General features: G+C 63.1%; 18 protein-coding genes. 5 read left to right on the top strand and 13 right to left on the bottom strand.

Annotated elements, in window-relative coordinates; genetic code table 11:
* Positions 1-77: 77 nt before the first annotated feature.
* Both PIN31009_RS28155 and PIN31009_RS10020 read right to left on the bottom strand, forming a co-directional pair.
* On the bottom strand, positions 78-1,127 hold the full coding sequence (locus PIN31009_RS28155; RefSeq protein ID WP_246185586.1) for a helix-turn-helix transcriptional regulator: 1,050 nt from the start codon (positions 1,125-1,127) through the stop codon (positions 78-80).
* Between the two features lie 122 nt (positions 1,128-1,249).
* Complete coding sequence (locus tag PIN31009_RS10020) at positions 1,250-2,155, bottom strand: LysR family transcriptional regulator (protein ID WP_150790122.1); 906 nt, start codon at positions 2,153-2,155, stop codon at positions 1,250-1,252.
* Between the two features lie 195 nt (positions 2,156-2,350).
* Between PIN31009_RS10020 and PIN31009_RS10015 the strand changes: the two genes are divergently transcribed.
* From PIN31009_RS10015 to lysS, 4 genes are all read left to right on the top strand, one after another.
* Entirely contained in the window at positions 2,351-2,593 is a 243-nt protein-coding gene (locus PIN31009_RS10015) for a YjiS-like domain-containing protein (RefSeq protein WP_150684050.1), read from the top strand.
* A 140-nt stretch (positions 2,594-2,733) separates the two neighbouring features.
* Positions 2,734-3,838, top strand: a protein-coding gene (prfB, locus tag PIN31009_RS10010) for a peptide chain release factor 2 (protein ID WP_174554614.1) whose coding sequence is annotated in 2 segments (ribosomal slippage) — positions 2,734-2,805 and positions 2,807-3,838 — 1,104 coding nt in all. Because the reading frame shifts where the segments join, the coding sequence is not laid out codon by codon here.
* Between the two features lie 3 nt (positions 3,839-3,841).
* A complete protein-coding gene (locus tag PIN31009_RS10005) occupies positions 3,842-4,321 on the top strand; it encodes an Ivy family c-type lysozyme inhibitor (protein WP_150684049.1) in 480 nt (159 codons plus the stop codon).
* A gap of 16 nt (positions 4,322-4,337) precedes the next feature.
* Positions 4,338-5,876, top strand: a complete 1,539-nt coding sequence (lysS, locus tag PIN31009_RS10000; protein ID WP_087722950.1) for a lysine--tRNA ligase — start codon at positions 4,338-4,340, stop codon at positions 5,874-5,876.
* Positions 5,877-5,978: 102 nt separating this feature from the next.
* On the opposite strand, the gene PIN31009_RS09995 is transcribed toward lysS, so the two are convergent.
* Positions 5,979-6,986, bottom strand: a complete 1,008-nt coding sequence (locus tag PIN31009_RS09995; RefSeq protein ID WP_150790121.1) for a hypothetical protein — start codon at positions 6,984-6,986, stop codon at positions 5,979-5,981.
* 128 nt (positions 6,987-7,114) lie between these two features.
* Positions 7,115-7,741 carry a hypothetical protein gene (locus PIN31009_RS09990; RefSeq protein ID WP_150790120.1) on the bottom strand — a complete coding sequence of 209 codons (627 nt, stop codon included), beginning with the start codon at positions 7,739-7,741 and terminating at the stop codon, positions 7,115-7,117.
* 322 nt (positions 7,742-8,063) lie between these two features.
* Here PIN31009_RS09990 and PIN31009_RS09985 point away from each other — a divergent pair, with 322 nt between their 5' ends.
* Entirely contained in the window at positions 8,064-8,762 is a 699-nt protein-coding gene (locus PIN31009_RS09985; protein WP_150684045.1) for a glycine zipper 2TM domain-containing protein, read from the top strand.
* A 92-nt stretch (positions 8,763-8,854) separates the two neighbouring features.
* Here PIN31009_RS09985 and iscX read toward each other — a convergent pair whose 3' ends face one another.
* From iscX to iscR, 9 genes are all read right to left on the bottom strand, one after another.
* A complete protein-coding gene (gene iscX, locus PIN31009_RS09980; protein ID WP_058379410.1) occupies positions 8,855-9,049 on the bottom strand; it encodes a Fe-S cluster assembly protein IscX in 195 nt (64 codons plus the stop codon).
* A 57-nt stretch (positions 9,050-9,106) separates the two neighbouring features.
* Positions 9,107-9,448, bottom strand: coding sequence for an ISC system 2Fe-2S type ferredoxin (fdx, locus tag PIN31009_RS09975; protein ID WP_087688231.1), 342 nt, complete (start codon positions 9,446-9,448; stop codon positions 9,107-9,109).
* 23 nt (positions 9,449-9,471) lie between these two features.
* Positions 9,472-11,349, bottom strand: coding sequence for a Fe-S protein assembly chaperone HscA (gene hscA / locus PIN31009_RS09970; protein WP_150790119.1), 1,878 nt, complete (start codon positions 11,347-11,349; stop codon positions 9,472-9,474).
* Between the two features lie 87 nt (positions 11,350-11,436).
* The gene (gene hscB / locus PIN31009_RS09965; RefSeq protein ID WP_150790118.1) at positions 11,437-11,967 is read right to left on the bottom strand and encodes a Fe-S protein assembly co-chaperone HscB; all 531 of its coding nucleotides are present in this window, start codon (positions 11,965-11,967) and stop codon (positions 11,437-11,439) included.
* A gap of 100 nt (positions 11,968-12,067) precedes the next feature.
* Positions 12,068-12,370: a DUF3565 domain-containing protein gene (locus tag PIN31009_RS09960; protein WP_150790117.1), complete on the bottom strand. Its 303-nt coding sequence runs from the start codon at positions 12,368-12,370 to the stop codon at positions 12,068-12,070.
* Entirely contained in the window at positions 12,336-12,659 is a 324-nt protein-coding gene (gene iscA, locus PIN31009_RS09955; protein ID WP_058379415.1) for an iron-sulfur cluster assembly protein IscA, read from the bottom strand. The genes PIN31009_RS09960 and iscA overlap by 35 nt, the downstream gene beginning before the upstream one ends.
* Before the next feature lie 37 nt (positions 12,660-12,696).
* Positions 12,697-13,104 carry a Fe-S cluster assembly scaffold IscU gene (gene iscU / locus PIN31009_RS09950; protein WP_058379416.1) on the bottom strand — a complete coding sequence of 136 codons (408 nt, stop codon included), beginning with the start codon at positions 13,102-13,104 and terminating at the stop codon, positions 12,697-12,699.
* Positions 13,105-13,122: 18 nt separating this feature from the next.
* Positions 13,123-14,346: an IscS subfamily cysteine desulfurase gene (locus PIN31009_RS09945; RefSeq protein WP_058379417.1), complete on the bottom strand. Its 1,224-nt coding sequence runs from the start codon at positions 14,344-14,346 to the stop codon at positions 13,123-13,125.
* Between the two features lie 31 nt (positions 14,347-14,377).
* Positions 14,378-14,902 carry a Fe-S cluster assembly transcriptional regulator IscR gene (gene iscR, locus PIN31009_RS09940; RefSeq protein WP_058379418.1) on the bottom strand — a complete coding sequence of 175 codons (525 nt, stop codon included), beginning with the start codon at positions 14,900-14,902 and terminating at the stop codon, positions 14,378-14,380.
* Positions 14,903-15,018: the final 116 nt, after the last annotated feature.

The following is a 15,018-nucleotide window of genomic DNA, read 5'->3' as shown; positions in this document are numbered from 1 at the left end:
TTGAAAATCAATCCCGCTATCGTGCCGAGGGGCAGGCGGATGCACTCGCGCTTGCATCACCTTCACTGGTGATTGCGTCACGAATACGGCGATACGCCTTCGCGTGTCAGCGTGTGCGGCAGCATGCCGAAGCGCGCACGGAAGGTTTTCGAGAAGTGGGAATCGGTATAGCCGCACTGCCACGCCGCTTCGCTCACGCTGATGCGCCGGGCGCTGAGCAGCGCATAGGCTTGTGTCAGACGGCGCTCTCGCACGTAACCGTGCACGGTGGTGCCGAATTGCTCGCGAAACCCTTCACACAGTTTGTTGACGTTGATGCCGACTGTGCGTGCCAGTTGCGGCAGCGACGGCGGTGTCTGCAATTGCTCGTCAAGCAGATCGCGCGCTGCGAGCAATGCTTTGCGCAGCGTTGCCTGACGTGCGGATTCGCCGCTCGCCGGCATGGCGGTGTTTGGCTGGAACGCGGCACAACGTGCCAGCGCTTCGAAGGTTTGTGCGACTAGCGCCAGTCGCTGCCACGGGGCGTCGGTGTCGGGGGATGACGCCATCATTGAGGCGTTGCTGGCATCCCCCGTCTCCGGCGTCGAAGCCATTGCGTTCGCCCAGCGCCATTCGTCGGCACTCATCGCGCGCGTCAGCACCGCGCTGTCCCCCGCCCAATCGCCCATCGCGCGGGCTTCGTTGCGGTGAGGAGGGTGACCGGTGCCATATGCCGCGTCACGCCATCGATGCGTCAGGGCGTTCGCATCGAGACCGCAAGTTGCGCGCAGATAATCTTCGGACAACCGCAGGCTGCAATACCGCAACGCCCCCGCGTGGCGATACACGTTGTCGATATCGAACGACGCCGCGCCGAAGCACACATTGACGCTCGCCGCCCCGGCCGTCAGCAGCGGCTCGCCGCAAGCGCCCCACTGCAACGTGCCATCCAGCAGGAAAACGATCTTGATGTCGCCCGCCGTCAGCGACTCACGAACAGACTCGCCCGCACTCGCGTGCTGAACACCTTGTGACAGCGACAACCCATCGAGATCGAACGAGCGGCGCCACGGCTGTCGCGCATGCGGAATCTGCAAATCGTGCTGATCGTGCTGATCAAGGTGAGCGCGTGGCGTGCCGGTGCACATCGTCGTTTCCGTCATCAAATGTTAATGAGACCCATTATCATTTGATGACGTCGCTAATGCAATCCAGTTAGGCAATCCAACCATGCAATCCAGTCATCGATCTTTCGCATGGCGCGGGAACGTCAGACCACGGGCGCTTCCTGCGCTTCCGACACATAGTCCCGCATGACCTTCAGGAACGCCTCGCGCGCCGGATGCACATCCACGCCACGATGCCGGACGAAGAAGTTCGGCACGGCGGCCAGATCGTCCAGCGCGTGCCCGACGATGGCCGCCTCTTGCCGGTAGCGTAGATACACGCCGCGCGGCACCAGCGAGTAACCGACGCCCGCGCCCACGCACGCCACGATCGTCGCGTAGCTGCCGTAGCTCAGAATGCGCCCCGGCGTGACGGTGTTCGCCGCCAGCCATTGCTCCATCGTGGCGCGATACGGACACCCCGGCGGCCACATCAGCAGCGTGGCGCCGGCCAGATCTGCCGCTTCGTGCACCGTATCGGCACGCGCCGGCGCGACCAGCACGATGGGCTCGCGATAGATTTCATCGGCCACCACAAACGCCTGCGCCTGTGCCTCCAGACACGCCGTGCCTGCGATGAGCGCCGCATCCACGCGGCCGTGCTGAATCTCGTCGAGCAGATTGAGCGAGGTGTCGGTCACCAGATTCAACCGCACCTTCGGATACGCCGCGTGAAAGCGCGCGAGCACCGCCGGCAGGCGCGACGTTGCCGACGATTCGATCGCCCCGAGCGAGAAGTCGCCCGACGGTTCGCTCGATGGATTCAACGCTGCGCTCGCCTCGCGCGACAGCGCGAGAATCCGGTCGGCATAGCCCAGCAAGGTGCGTCCGCTCGGCGTCAGTTGCAGACGCCGTCCCTGCCGGTGGAACAGCTTCACGCCCACCGTGTGTTCCAGCGAACGAATACGGGCCGTCACGTTCGACTGCACACAGTGCAACGCTTCGGCGGCGCCCAGCACACTGCCCTCGTCGACGATGGCCTTGAAGGTTTGAAGTTGCAGAAAATCCATGGTGCCGGGCTCGCTGAATGATCTCGGGGTGTGTCGTCGTGCGTCGACACTTCAATACTAGTGAATAAATCATACTCAACATTTCACTTTTTTAGTACCCGCAGAAGGCATAAGCTTCGGGTTATCCCTAGTTCGTTGCCGCCACAGCATCCCGCCACTGGCACTGCGCAACGCACCCGAAAAGGAAGTCACATCATGTTCCGCCCGCTGTCTGCCGCTAATGCCGCGAATGCCACCCAAGCCGTCAACGCCAACGTGCCGTCTGCCGTGCTCGCGCAGACCACGCCGCTCAGTCTGTTCTTCCGTACCGTCGACCAGTGGCGCGTGCGTTACGAACAAGGGCTGCAAGCCGAAGCCCTCGCCGCACTCGACGACGCCACGCTCGCCGACATCGGTTACGCGCGCGACGCCTTCGGCCTGCGCCATCAGGCACGCTGAGTCGAGATCGAGCGCCGGGCCCCATCGGGCCCCATCGATCAGGCAGGTGCAATGCGTCGAAAGTCGCCAAAAGGCCCCGGATTGGGGCCTTCGCTGCGTTATAATCGCGGTTTTCACCGAATTCGCACCTGTCATCACACATGGAAGCCGAACGCCTAAACGCACTTGAATCCCTCCTCGCCGACCTGCGCACCCGCGTCGGCGAGCTCAGGGGGTATCTTTGACTTCGATGTCAAACAAGCCCGCCTGATTGAAGTCAATAAAGAACTCGAAGACCCGAACATCTGGAACGATTCCAAGCGTGCGCAAGCGCTCGGCAAGGAAAAGAAGGCGCTCGACAGCATCGTCACCAACCTGACTGAGCTCGACGCCGGCCTTTCCGATACGCAGGAATTGTTCGACATGGCCCGCGAAGAAGGCGACGAAGACTCGCTGGTGGCGCTGGAAAGCGACACGCAGGTGCTCGCCGCGCGCGTGGGCGACATGGAGTTCCGCCGGATGTTCAACAACCCGGCCGACCCGAACAACGCCTTCATCGACATTCAGGCCGGCGCCGGCGGCACGGAAGCCAACGACTGGGCCGGCATGCTGCTGCGCCAGTACCTACGCTATTGCGAACGCAAGGGCTTCAAGGCCGAAGTGCTCGAAGTGTCGGACGGCGACGTCGCCGGCATCAAGAGCGCCTCGCTGAAGGTCACCGGCGATTACGCTTATGGCTATCTGCGCACGGAAACCGGCGTGCACCGCCTGGTGCGTAAGTCGCCGTTCGACTCGTCGGGCGGCCGTCACACGTCGTTCGCCAGCCTGTTCGTGTACCCGGAAGTGGATGACTCGATCGAGATCGACATCAACCCCGCCGACGTGCGTACCGACACGTACCGCGCCTCGGGTGCGGGCGGTCAGCACATCAACAAGACCGACTCCGCCGTGCGTCTGACGCACATCCCGACCGGCATCGTCGTGGCCTGCCAGAACGATCGTTCGCAGCACCGCAACCGCGCCGAAGCGTGGGACATGCTCCGCTCGCGCCTGTTCGAACACGAGATGCGCAAGCGTCGCGCCGAGCAGGACAAGCTGGAGTCGAGCAAGACCGATGTGGGCTGGGGTCACCAGATTCGCTCGTACGTGCTCGATCAGTCGCGCGTCAAGGACCTGCGCACGAGCGTGGAAACCGGCAATACCGGCAAGGTGCTCGACGGCGATCTGGACGACTTCATCTCCGCGAGTCTCAAGCAGGGAGTGTAAGGAATGGCGTTTGTCCGCACGCTAGCCGTGTGGGTGGTCGGTGCGTTGTGTCTGCAACGCGCCGCCATGGCGGGCCCGGCCAGTACACCGGGCGCGCCGGGTCCAAGCCCCGACACGGGGCCGTATCTGCACGAATTACTCAAGCGTCCGGATTTTTCGGGCGCTTATACGCGCATCGTGACGCCGCGCAACCTGCCAACGTGGGTGCGTCAGGGTGGCACGTCGACACCGTCGCAACGTGTGACGGTCGCCGGCAAGCCCTGGCTGCTCGTGCAGAGTTGCAAGCCGCACGACTGCCCGAGCGAGTATGTCCATATTTTGTACGAACCGCGCTCGCAGTCGATCGCGGCGCTGTTTGTGCGTGATCCGAGTGCTGCCGCCAATGCCGGCATGCATCAGGATCGCACCGAACTGATCTGGCTGGGCTCACCTGACGGCTCGCTCAAAAACGCCCTGCTCCACACGCTGCGCTTTACCGAATAACCTCATCGTTCGCACCATGACCGATCAAAACACTCCGGCCCAAGACCAGGCCAACGACGCCCCGCAAGACGACAACAAGCTGATCGCGGAACGTCGCGAGAAACTTCAGGCGCTGCGTGCCGAGGGCGTCGCCTTCCCGAACGACTTCCGCCCCGAGCAGCACGCCGGCGACTTGCAGGCGCGCTACGTGGACGTGCAGAACGACGTTCTCGAAGCCGAACCCGTCGCCGTGTCGGTGGCCGGGCGCATGATGCTCAAGCGCGTGATGGGCAAGGCCGCCTTCGCGACCGTGCAGGACAGCAGCGGCCAGATCCAGTTCTTCATCAGCCGCGACGACGTCGGCGTCGATTCGATGACCGCCTTCAAGGGCTGGGACATCGGCGACATCATCGCCGCACGCGGCACGCTGTTCCGCACCCGCACCGGCGAACTGTCGGTCAAGGTCACGGAATTGCGACTGCTCGCCAAGGCGCTGCGCCCGCTGCCGGACAAGTTCCACGGGCTGTCGGATCAGGAAACTAAGTACCGTCAGCGCTACGTCGACCTGATCACTTCGCCCGAAACGCGCAACACCTTCCGCGCGCGCGCCAAGGCCATCGCGTCGATTCGCCAGTACATGACCGATGCTGAGTTCATGGAAGTCGAAACGCCGATGCTGCACCCGATTCCGGGGGGCGCCGCCGCCAAGCCGTTCATCACGCACCACAACGCGCTCGACATGCAGATGTACCTGCGTATCGCGCCGGAACTGTATTTGAAGCGCCTGATCGTCGGCGGCTTCGAGCGCGTGTTCGAGATCAACCGTAACTTCCGCAATGAAGGCGTGTCGCCGCGCCACAATCCGGAATTCACGATGATGGAGTTCTACGCGGCCTACACGGATTACCGTTGGCTGATGGACTTCACCGAGTCGCTGATCCGCCGCGCCGCCATCGATTCGCTCGGCACCGCGACCATCCAGTATCAGGGCCGCGAGCTGGATCTGGCCAAGCCATTCCATCGCCTGACGATCGTCGAAGCGATTCGCAAGTACGCGCCGGAGTACACCGACGCGCAACTGGCCGATATCGAGTTCGTGCGTGGTGCGCTGGTCAAGTACGGCGTGAAGGTCGACGCACCGCAGTTCAAGCACGCCGGTCTGGGCGCGCTGCAACTGGCGCTGTTCGAAGAGACTGCCGAGAGCCAGCTCTGGGAGCCGACGTTCATCATCGACTACCCGGTGGAAGTCTCGCCGCTCGCACGCGCATCGGATACGGTGCCGGGCATCACCGAGCGTTTCGAGCTGTTCATGACGGGCCGCGAAATCGCCAACGGCTTCTCGGAGCTGAACGATCCGGAAGATCAGGCTGCACGCTTCCGTGCGCAGGTCGAGCAGAAGGATGCCGGCGACGAAGAAGCCATGTACTACGACGCCGATTACATCCGCGCGCTCGAGTACGGCATGCCCCCGACGGGCGGCTGCGGTATCGGCATCGATCGCCTGATCATGCTGCTGACCGATAGCCCGAACATTCGCGACGTGCTGCTGTTCCCGCACCTGCGCCGCGAAGACTGAGCGTCGCCCACGTCCGGGCCGCTTGGCCGGATGGCTGAATGTGAAAATGCCGCAGCGATATTCGCTGCGGCATTTTTTTATGCGGTTGTTCGGTGAAATGGATCAAGACGAAGGCGGTGCATCCGTCGTCGTTCGCTCGCGGCACGCGTTGGCGTGCAACGTCAGCGCATCACGGCCGGGACGCCGGGCATCCGCAGCGCGCCACCAGTCCCCCGGGCAGCGGCGCTCGAACAGCGAGGTCTCGATGGCGGGCACCGGCGCCCCGCCCTCCCCCGTTCGCGAGGCCACACGCGTCACATTCGTGAGGCAGTTGGAAAATCCCGCCGCGTGACTGTGCAACGACAATATCCGGGCCACACCGCTCGCCGGATTGAGCCGTGACGGGTCGACGGGCAAGCGATGGAGGATGTCGCGTCCGGTCGCGCGAAACAGCGCCGGATTGGGGTTGTCGTGCCACGTTCTTTCGTCGACCTTCGTCACCCGGCTCCACGTGGGCATGAGCGCCCACCAGCCCAAGTCATATTCCAGCGCCGCCATGGTGCCCGGCTGGTAACCGTCGTGGCGCATGTAGATCGAGGGCATCGACATCGACTCGGCGACGGGGAATTCGCTGGCCCGCGTACGGTTCGTGCCCGGCTCGCCGCCTTCGCTGCCTTCGTCGTGACCGCTCGATGTCTGCGTGGCCTCGGTCGCCGCGATGCCGAGACACGCCATGCGTTCCTCCAGTGCATCAACGAGCTGTTTACCGTCGAGACCGTTAGGACACCCGTCCATCGAGGCGACCACATCGAGTAACTCGACCCAAAACGCGCCGACCCTGTTTTCGGACAGAAAGCCGATGCGATCCGGCTCGGAATGCAGGTGCATGATCGTGCGCCCGTCCGACTGAACGTCCGCGGGGGCCCGCATAGGCAGCCACGTCGCGCAGTCTTCCCGGCGCAGTACGCGCTCACCGCCCGCATCGGGGGCCACACGAACGTCGCTGAGATCGTCGGCAAAGACAACGCGCGGGGTATCGGACATCGCAACCCACGCACCGGCGATCACCGTCGTCAGCGACGGCGCGGACAGCGCCGACGCCGACATTCCTGAAGTGCTCAGAGCAGGCATGTGTTTCTCCTGTAGCGGCATCGAATTGTGCCGCCAAGGAGTCTAGGATTCTGCACACTCCGCGTTATCGCGTATCTGAGCGGTGTTACGCGAAACGTGAACACGCGCCCGGCACGCCAATGTGCGCGTCAGAAAACCGGCACGCCGCGATAGGCGGACGGCCAGCCGCCATCCAGTCGCAGCCACGTGCGCGAGATCGGATGAATCGAGCCGTTCGACGATTCCTCGACCAACTGACGCAACGCGAGTGACGACAGCGTCTTCTCATCGGTCGGAAACGCCACGAGGAACGTACGGTTCACCGCCACGGCAGCGAATTCGCGGACACCGAAGTGCGCCACCATCGACTGATACAAGTTGCCGAGTACCAAGGCGCCCGCCGGGGCCATCCAGTTACCGCGCGAGCCGCCGAAATGCGTACCGTCGTCGAGGCATGCAATGCCGAATTCGAAGTGACGTGAATTCCACGCGCGCGACAGATTGGACGCCGCATGAGCGAACGCATCTTCGAACGTCATACCGGCGGCGGCCAGATCGCTGCCCTGCAAACGGCGCAGGCCCTGAGGGCCGTCCAACACCAGCGTGAGGAAGACGTCGTCGGAAAACGGTTCGCTGACGTCACCGTTCGGATCGCACGCATCCACCCAGTCACCGGGTACGACGTACGGATAGAGATGAAGTTGATTCGCGCTGTCCAGCGGCGCGTCCAGCAGTGGCAAGGTATCGGTCATGAGTCGCGTCGAGATCTGTTTCATTTGTTAGGACGTTCCGGTGCACGACAAGTGCCCGGAATAGGACACATCCGAAAAATCCCCTGTATTTCATTGACTTACACGATCCTATACGTACCGTGCGGGTGGTCCGGCACGCGAAACATCTTACATCGCGTTACAAAATGAAACGGTTGCCGCGCTTGCCGTGACGGACACTTCCGACATGCGAGATCACTTGATGCGCACCGTGAACGCTAACACGGTGTCATCCGGATGCCACGGATTCCGAGGCATCTACCGGCCGGAAAAAGACAAAAGGCCGGACAGCAAGGCGGCTCGCCAACCACACGATGGAGAAAACAACATGGATAACGATCTGCAACCGCGTCGCATGCATCCGCTGATCGCTGCTGCCGCCGGCAGCATCGTGGTCGTCAGCTTGCTCGGCGTTGCCGCCATTACGGGCGTGCTGCCCTCGGCGAAGAGCACCAACGGCCCTGCGCCGACGAGCGACGCTTCCAACTCGCCCAGCTCGCAATATGCGCTGACGCCGCCGCAGTCGTCTGCCCAATCCGCCACGGCTTCCCAACAGGCGCAGCAGGCTCAGGCGGCACAGCAGGCACAACAGGCCCAATACGCCCAACAGCAAGCCCCGCAGCGTGCTCCGGCACCGCAGCCGTCGTACGCGCAACAGTCGGCCCCGCCGGCGCAGCAACAGGCTGCGGCGTGCTCGAGCTGCGGCACGGTGCAGTCGGTGCAGCCGATCCGCACGCAAGGCCATGCGACGGGTCTGGGTGCCGTCGGGGGCGCTGTCGCCGGTGGCCTGATCGGTAACCAGTTCGGCGCCGGTAACGGCCGCACGGCGATGACTGTGGTCGGCGCGCTTGGTGGCGGTCTGGCAGGCAACGAGGTCGAGAAGAACGTGCGCTCGGACACTGTGTATCGCGTCTACGTGCGCATGGACACCGGCAAGACCCGCTACTGGACGTATCAGCAAGCGCCGGGCGTACAACCGGGTGACCGCGTGCGTCTGGAGGGCAACGGACTGGTGCGCGCTAGCTAACAGTCACATCGCACGCTTCGCAGAAACACAAAAGCCGCTCTTTCGAGCGGCTTTTGTTTTGACGGCATCGCAATGATCTGCGGCGCGGCCGATCAGCGGGCTTCGTCGATCCACGCCATCTGAATGGCTTCGAGCACCTTCTCACCGGCACGGTCGGCGGCATCGTCGAAACCGTCGAGTGCCATGACCCACTGATGCAGATCGGTAAAGCGCACGTATTGCGGGTCAACGTCGGGATGCGCGTCGGTGAGCGCAATCGCGATGTCCTGAATGTCGGTCCATTTCATGGGGCAAGCTCCTCGTTCTTGTCTGGCATTTCACGTGGCGACGCGATACCGCGACGCTCAGTGATTTTCCTTGGCGTGGTTGATCGTGTACTTCGGAATTTCGACCACGAGGTCGGTGTCGGCCGGCATCGGCGTCTGGCACGACAGGCGCGACGTCGGCTCCAGCCCCCACGCCTTGTCCAGCAGATCTTCTTCTTCGTCTTCCGCCGGTTGCAGCGCTTCGAAGCCCTCGCGCACGATCACGTGGCAAGTGGTGCAGGCACACGACTTTTCGCAGGCGTGTTCGATTTCAATGTCGTTGGCGAGCAGCGCGTCGCACACGGTGGTGCCCGGTGCAACCTCCAGCACGGCCCCTTCGGGGCACAGCTCGACGTGAGGCAATACAACGATTTGTGGCATGGCTTGCAGTTTCCGTGTGTGTCTTACAGTTTGTCGATGTCCGCCACGCGCCGGCCGGCCAGCGCTGCGCGGATGCTCTTGTCCATGCGACGCGCGGCAAAGGCGTCGGTCGCCTGCGACAGTGTCTCGGTGGCCGTCTTGATCGCGATCTGATCGTCGCCCGACGCCTTCTGGCGCAGGTCGGCCAACAGGCCGTCGATCTCGGCACGCTCATCGGCGTCGAGCAATTCAGGGTCGGCGGCCAGTGCACTGTCGATGGCCACGAGCAGACGCTCGGCATCCACCTGTTGCTCACGCAAGGCGCGGGCACGCATGTCCGTTTCCGCTGAGCCGAAGCTGTCTTGCAGCATGCGGGCGATGTCGTCGTCCGCCAGACCGTACGACGGCTTCACTTCGATCGACGCGGCCACGCCCGAGTGCATCTCTTGTGCCGCCACCGACAGCAAACCGTCGGCGTCGACCTGATACGTCACGCGAATGCGCGCAGCGCCCGCGGTCATCGGCGGAATGCCGCGCAGCTCGAAGCGGGCGAGCGAGCGGCAATCGGCCGCCAGTTCGCGCTCGCCTTGCAGCACGTGAATCGCCATGGCCGTCTGGCCATCTTTGAACGTGGTGAATTCTTGCGCGCGTGCGACCGGAATCGTGGCATTGCGGGGGATGATCTTCTCGACCAGACCACCCATCGTCTCGACACCGAGCGAGAGCGGAATCACGTCGAGCAGCAGCCACTCGTCGCCATCGGCCTGATTGCCGGCGAGCATATTGGCCTGCACCGCCGCGCCAAGCGCCACGACCTGATCCGGGTCGAGATCGACCAGCGGTTCACGGCCGAAGAACGTGGCAACGGCTGCGCGCACTTGCGGCATGCGCGTCGCGCCCCCCACCAGCACCACGCCCTTGACGTCTTCCGGGCCCATACCCGCGTCGCGCAATGCCTTGCGCATCGGGCCGATGGTGCGGTTCACGAGTTGTGCGCCCAGTTCGGTGAACTGCTCGCGCGTGAGCTTCAACGCGACCTGACGCTCACCAGACAACGTGAGCGCGATGTCGGCGTCTTGCGCATCGGTCAGGGCTTCTTTTGCCGTGCGGGCGTAGTCGAGCAACGCGCGCACGTCCTGCGAGGTCAGCGAAGCAGCGTCGAGACCCGCAGCGCCCACGGCCCAGCGGTAGATCACCTGATCGAAATCGTCGCCACCGAGCGCCGAATCGCCGCCGGCGGCGAGCACTTCGAACACGCCCTTCGTCAGACGAAGAATCGAGATGTCGAACGTGCCGCCACCCAGATCGTAAATGGCGTAGAGGCCTTCGGCCGCATTGTCCAGACCGTAGGCAATCGCGGCAGCCGTCGGCTCGTTGAGCAGACGCAGCACATTCAGACCGGCCAGACGCGCGGCGTCCTTGGTGGCCTGACGCTGGGCATCGTCGAAGTACGCGGGCACGGTAATCACCGCGCCGACGAGATCGTCACCCAAGGTGTCTTCGGCGCGCTGGCGCAACGTGGCGAGAATTTCGGCCGACACTTCGACCGGGCTCTTCACGCCACCGGCCGTGTTCATCTGCACCATGCCGGGGGCGTCGACGAAATCGTACGGCGCGTTGTCGGCGTGGGCGACATCGGCCAGACCCCGGCCCATGAAGCGTTTGACGGAAACGATGGTGTTGCGCGGATCGGTGGCGGCAGCCGCCTTGGCGTCGTAGCCGATCTGGGTGCGGGGACCGCCGAGATAGCGCACGACGGAGGGCAGCAAGACGCGGCCCTGTTCGTCGGGCAGCACTTCAGCGACACCGCTGCGCACGGCGGCCACGAGCGAATGCGTCGTGCCGAGATCGATGCCCACGGCGAGTCGCCGCTGGTGCGGCGCGGGGGACATGCCGGGTTCGGAAATTTGCAGAAGGGCCATAGCTTTGCAATACGGGCGACGCGCAGGCGCGTGCACCCTTGTTCTCAAGCGGTTCTCAGAATCATGTGACGGCGCCGCACCGGGCCGTCACGCGTTTTCCAGCATTTCGATGCGCTGCGCGATATCTTCTTCGGCGCGCGCAATAAACATCAGTTGCCGTACGGCTTCGGCGGCCGGCTGCCAAGCGGCGCTGTCGAGCCATTCACCCAGTTTGGTCAGGCGGGTGCGCCGGTCGTCGCGCAGCGTTTTCGCCAGCGCGTCGAGTGCGCCGACATTGCGGGCGGCGACGGCGTCGTCGATGGCTTCACGCCATTCCATCTGCTGCATCAGGAAATCGGGGGCCATCGCGGTGTTGTTCTCCGCGCCCACGTCGATGCCCTGCAAGGTCAACAGATAGGTGCCGCGCTGCAACGGGTCACGCAGCGTGCGATACGCGGCGTTGGCCTGTGCCGCCCACTGCATGGCGACCCGGCGCTCGGCATCGCTCGCGCTCGCAAAGCGATCCGGGTGTACCCGCGATTGCACCGCGCGGTACGCCGTCTCGAGCGCTTCGATGTCGAGCGCAAAGCGCTGCGGCAACTCGAACAGCGTGAAATAGTTGTCAGTCAATGCAGTCATCGCACCATCGTCTCTAGCGTCAGCCCGTAAAAAAAGCGGCTCGCGCCGCCTTGTTGCCTACGCTACTACCGCTCCGAACCTGTCGGAGCGCCAATCTCGCTTACTTCGCCGGCGAACGCTCGGGTATGTCGAACGCATCTGGCGCATCTGGCGTATCTGGCATATCCGGTGGTTCGCCGCGCTGGCATTTGCGACACGTCAGCACACTGCCGATCATCGCGTCGCGTCCTGCCGGGCTTTGCGTCCACGTCCGGATCTGCCAAGGCGGCAGATGCCGGACATGTTGCCCATGCCCACACGCCAGCCGGGCAACCCACTGGCCTTCGTCGTCCTGACGAAAGCCGGTGATCACGCGAGCCGGCGCGTCGTCAGACGCGGAACGACTCGCCGCAGCCGCACTCATCCTTGACGTTCGGATTATTGAAACGGAATCCTTCGTTCAAGCCTTCGCGCGCAAAATCCAGTTCGGTGCCGTCGATATACGGCAGACTCTTCGGATCGATGATCACCTTCACGCCGTGGCTCTCGAAGACGGTGTCTTCGGTTTCCACGTCATCGGCATATTCCAGCTTGTAGGCCAGGCCCGAGCAGCCGGTCGTCTTCACGCCCAGCCGCAGGCCCACGCCCTTGCCGCGCCGCGTCAGATAACGCGAAACGTGCTGCGCAGCCTTCTCGGTCAATGTGACAGCCATCTTTGCCTGCTTCCTTGTTAAGACTGAATGCGACGACTTAGGCAGCCTTGGCAGCTTCGGCCGACTCGCCGTGCTTCTGCTTGTAGTCGGCGACGGCAGCCTTGATTGCGTCTTCGGCCAGAATCGAGCAGTGAATCTTCACCGGCGGCAGTGCCAGCTCTTGCGCGATCTGCGTGTTCTTGATGTCGAGCGCCTGATCCAGCGTCTTGCCCTTGACCCATTCCGTCACCAGCGACGACGAGGCAATAGCCGAGCCGCAACCGTAGGTCTTGAACTTGGCGTCTTCGATCACGCCGGATTCGTTCACACGAATTTGCAGCTTCATCACGTCGCCGCAAGCCGGTGCACCGACCATGCCGGTACCCACCGCGTCGTCGCCCTTGTCGAACGAGCCGACATTACGCGGGTTTTCGTAGTGATCCAGAACTTCCTTGCTGTAAGACATGGCTAACTCCTTGAATGCTCAGTGTGCGGCCCACTGGATCGAGCTGATGTCGATCCCGTCCTTGTACATTTCCCACAACGGCGACAGATCGCGCAGCTTGCCGATCTTGCCCTTGAGCAGCTCGACCACGTAGTCGACTTCCTGCTCGGTCGTGAAACGACCCACCGTGAAGCGAATCGAGCTGTGCGCCAGTTCGTCGTTGCGACCCAGCGCGCGCAGCACGTACGAAGGCTCAAGCGAGGCCGACGTGCACGCCGAACCCGACGACACGGCCACATCCTTGATCGCCATGATGAGCGACTCGCCTTCGACAAAATTGAAGCTGATGTTCAGGTTGTGCGGCACACGTTGTTCCATGTCGCCGTTCACATACACTTCTTCCATTTCCGTCAGGCCGCGCAGCAGACGATCGCGCAGCATACGCACGCGCTCGTTTTCCGTGGCCATTTCTTCGCGCGCCAAGCGGAATGCTTCGCCCATGCCCACGATCTGGTGCGTGGCCAGCGTGCCCGAACGCATGCCGCGCTCATGACCGCCACCGTGAATCTGTGCTTCGATACGCACGCGCGGCTTGCGACGCACATACAGCGCGCCGATGCCCTTCGGGCCGTACGTCTTGTGCGCCGAGAAGGCCATCAGGTCGACTTTCAGCTTGTTCAGGTCGATGGGCATCTTGCCCGTGGCCTGTGCCGCGTCGACGTGGAAAATGATGCCCTTTTCGCGGCAGATCTCACCGATCGTCTCGATGTCCTGAATCACGCCGATTTCGTTGTTCACGGCCATCACCGACACGAGAATCGTGTCCGGGCGCAGTGCCGCCTTGAAAACGTCGAGATCGAGCAGGCCGTCATCCTTGACGTCCAGATACGTGACTTCGAAGCCCTCGCGTTCCAGTTCGCGCATGGTGTCGAGCACAGCCTTGTGCTCGGTCTTCAGCGTGATCAGATGCTTGCCCTTGCCTTGATAGAAGTGCGCGGCACCCTTGATGGCGAGGTTGTCCGACTCGGTAGCACCCGACGTCCAGATAATCTCGCGCGGGTCGGCACCCACGAGCTTCGCGACTTCCTCGCGAGCCTCTTCGACAGCCTGCTCGGCGGCCCAGCCGAACGAGTGGCTGCGCGACGCCGGGTTGCCGAACTGCTCGCGCAGGTACGGCAGCATCTTGTCCACAACACGCGGGTCGATCGGCGTGGTGGCGCTGTAATCCATGTAAATGGGAAGGTTGAGGGTGTCGTTTTTCATGGGGTGCTCCAGGATCGTGCCGTGGCGCCTGTTATGAACGGGCCATATCGAAGACCGAATTGGGAATGCGCGTGGCGATGGTCTGGCTGGTGCCGGGCTCGCGCGTGTCGCGCAGCACGGCCTGTTGGGCCTGTTTGCTGCGCTGCTGCTCGACCAGGTCGCGCAGCGAAACGGAATCGAGATACTCGACCATCTTCTGGTTGAGCGTCGCCCACAACTCGTGCGTCATGCAATGACCGCGATGGCCGTCCTGGCCCTTTTCGCAATTGCCCTTGCTACCGCACTGCGTGGCGTCGAGCGGTTCGTCGACCGCAATGATGATGTCAGCGACCGTCACCTCTTCCGCGCGGCGCGCCAGGCTGTAACCGCCGCCCGGACCGCGTACGCTTTCCACAATTTCGTGGCGGCGAAGCTTCCCGAACAATTGTTCCAGGTAAGAGAGGGAAATTCGCTGACGCTGACTAATGCCCGCAAGCGTCACGGGACCCGCGTCCTGGCGCATGGCCAGGTCGATCATCGCCGTAACGGCGAAACGGCCTTTCGTGGTAAGTCTCATGATGATGCAGGGGATTAATCTCGACTATTTTCGTCAAGTATAAATACCCCACGAAATTAGTCAACTACTTCTGGCCCATTTTTTGCGAAAGTTCCCTCGTCCGTTTGCGAAAAATC

This window comes from Pandoraea iniqua, assembly GCF_902459685.1.
Classification (GTDB): Bacteria; Pseudomonadota; Gammaproteobacteria; order Burkholderiales; family Burkholderiaceae; genus Pandoraea; species Pandoraea iniqua.
This window is presented reverse-complemented; position numbering and strand designations above follow the sequence as displayed.

Bases quoted from the DNA above. Each gene is read 5' to 3' on its own strand.
- PIN31009_RS09945 (WP_058379417.1), bottom strand. From the start codon at position 14,346: ATGAAAAACGACACCCTCAACCTTCCCATTTACATGGATTACAGCGCC.
- iscX (WP_058379410.1), bottom strand. From the start codon at position 9,049: ATGAAATGGACCGACATTCAGGACATCGCGATTGCGCTCACCGACGCG.
- PIN31009_RS09985 (WP_150684045.1), top strand. From the start codon at position 8,064: ATGGATAACGATCTGCAACCGCGTCGCATGCATCCGCTGATCGCTGCT.
- PIN31009_RS09990 (WP_150790120.1), bottom strand. From the start codon at position 7,741: ATGAAACAGATCTCGACGCGACTCATGACCGATACCTTGCCACTGCTG.
- lysS (WP_087722950.1), top strand. From the start codon at position 4,338: ATGACCGATCAAAACACTCCGGCCCAAGACCAGGCCAACGACGCCCCG.
- iscR (WP_058379418.1), bottom strand. From the start codon at position 14,902: ATGAGACTTACCACGAAAGGCCGTTTCGCCGTTACGGCGATGATCGAC.
- iscA (WP_058379415.1), bottom strand. From the start codon at position 12,659: ATGGCTGTCACATTGACCGAGAAGGCTGCGCAGCACGTTTCGCGTTAT.
- hscA (WP_150790119.1), bottom strand. From the start codon at position 11,349: ATGGCCCTTCTGCAAATTTCCGAACCCGGCATGTCCCCCGCGCCGCAC.
- PIN31009_RS10020 (WP_150790122.1), bottom strand. From the start codon at position 2,155: ATGGATTTTCTGCAACTTCAAACCTTCAAGGCCATCGTCGACGAGGGC.
- PIN31009_RS10015 (WP_150684050.1), top strand. From the start codon at position 2,351: ATGTTCCGCCCGCTGTCTGCCGCTAATGCCGCGAATGCCACCCAAGCC.
- fdx (WP_087688231.1), bottom strand. From the start codon at position 9,448: ATGCCACAAATCGTTGTATTGCCTCACGTCGAGCTGTGCCCCGAAGGG.
- PIN31009_RS28155 (WP_246185586.1), bottom strand. From the start codon at position 1,127: ATGTGCACCGGCACGCCACGCGCTCACCTTGATCAGCACGATCAGCAC.
- PIN31009_RS09960 (WP_150790117.1), bottom strand. From the start codon at position 12,370: ATGAGTGCGGCTGCGGCGAGTCGTTCCGCGTCTGACGACGCGCCGGCT.
- hscB (WP_150790118.1), bottom strand. From the start codon at position 11,967: ATGACTGCATTGACTGACAACTATTTCACGCTGTTCGAGTTGCCGCAG.
- PIN31009_RS10005 (WP_150684049.1), top strand. From the start codon at position 3,842: ATGGCGTTTGTCCGCACGCTAGCCGTGTGGGTGGTCGGTGCGTTGTGT.
- iscU (WP_058379416.1), bottom strand. From the start codon at position 13,104: ATGTCTTACAGCAAGGAAGTTCTGGATCACTACGAAAACCCGCGTAAT.
- PIN31009_RS09995 (WP_150790121.1), bottom strand. From the start codon at position 6,986: ATGCCTGCTCTGAGCACTTCAGGAATGTCGGCGTCGGCGCTGTCCGCG.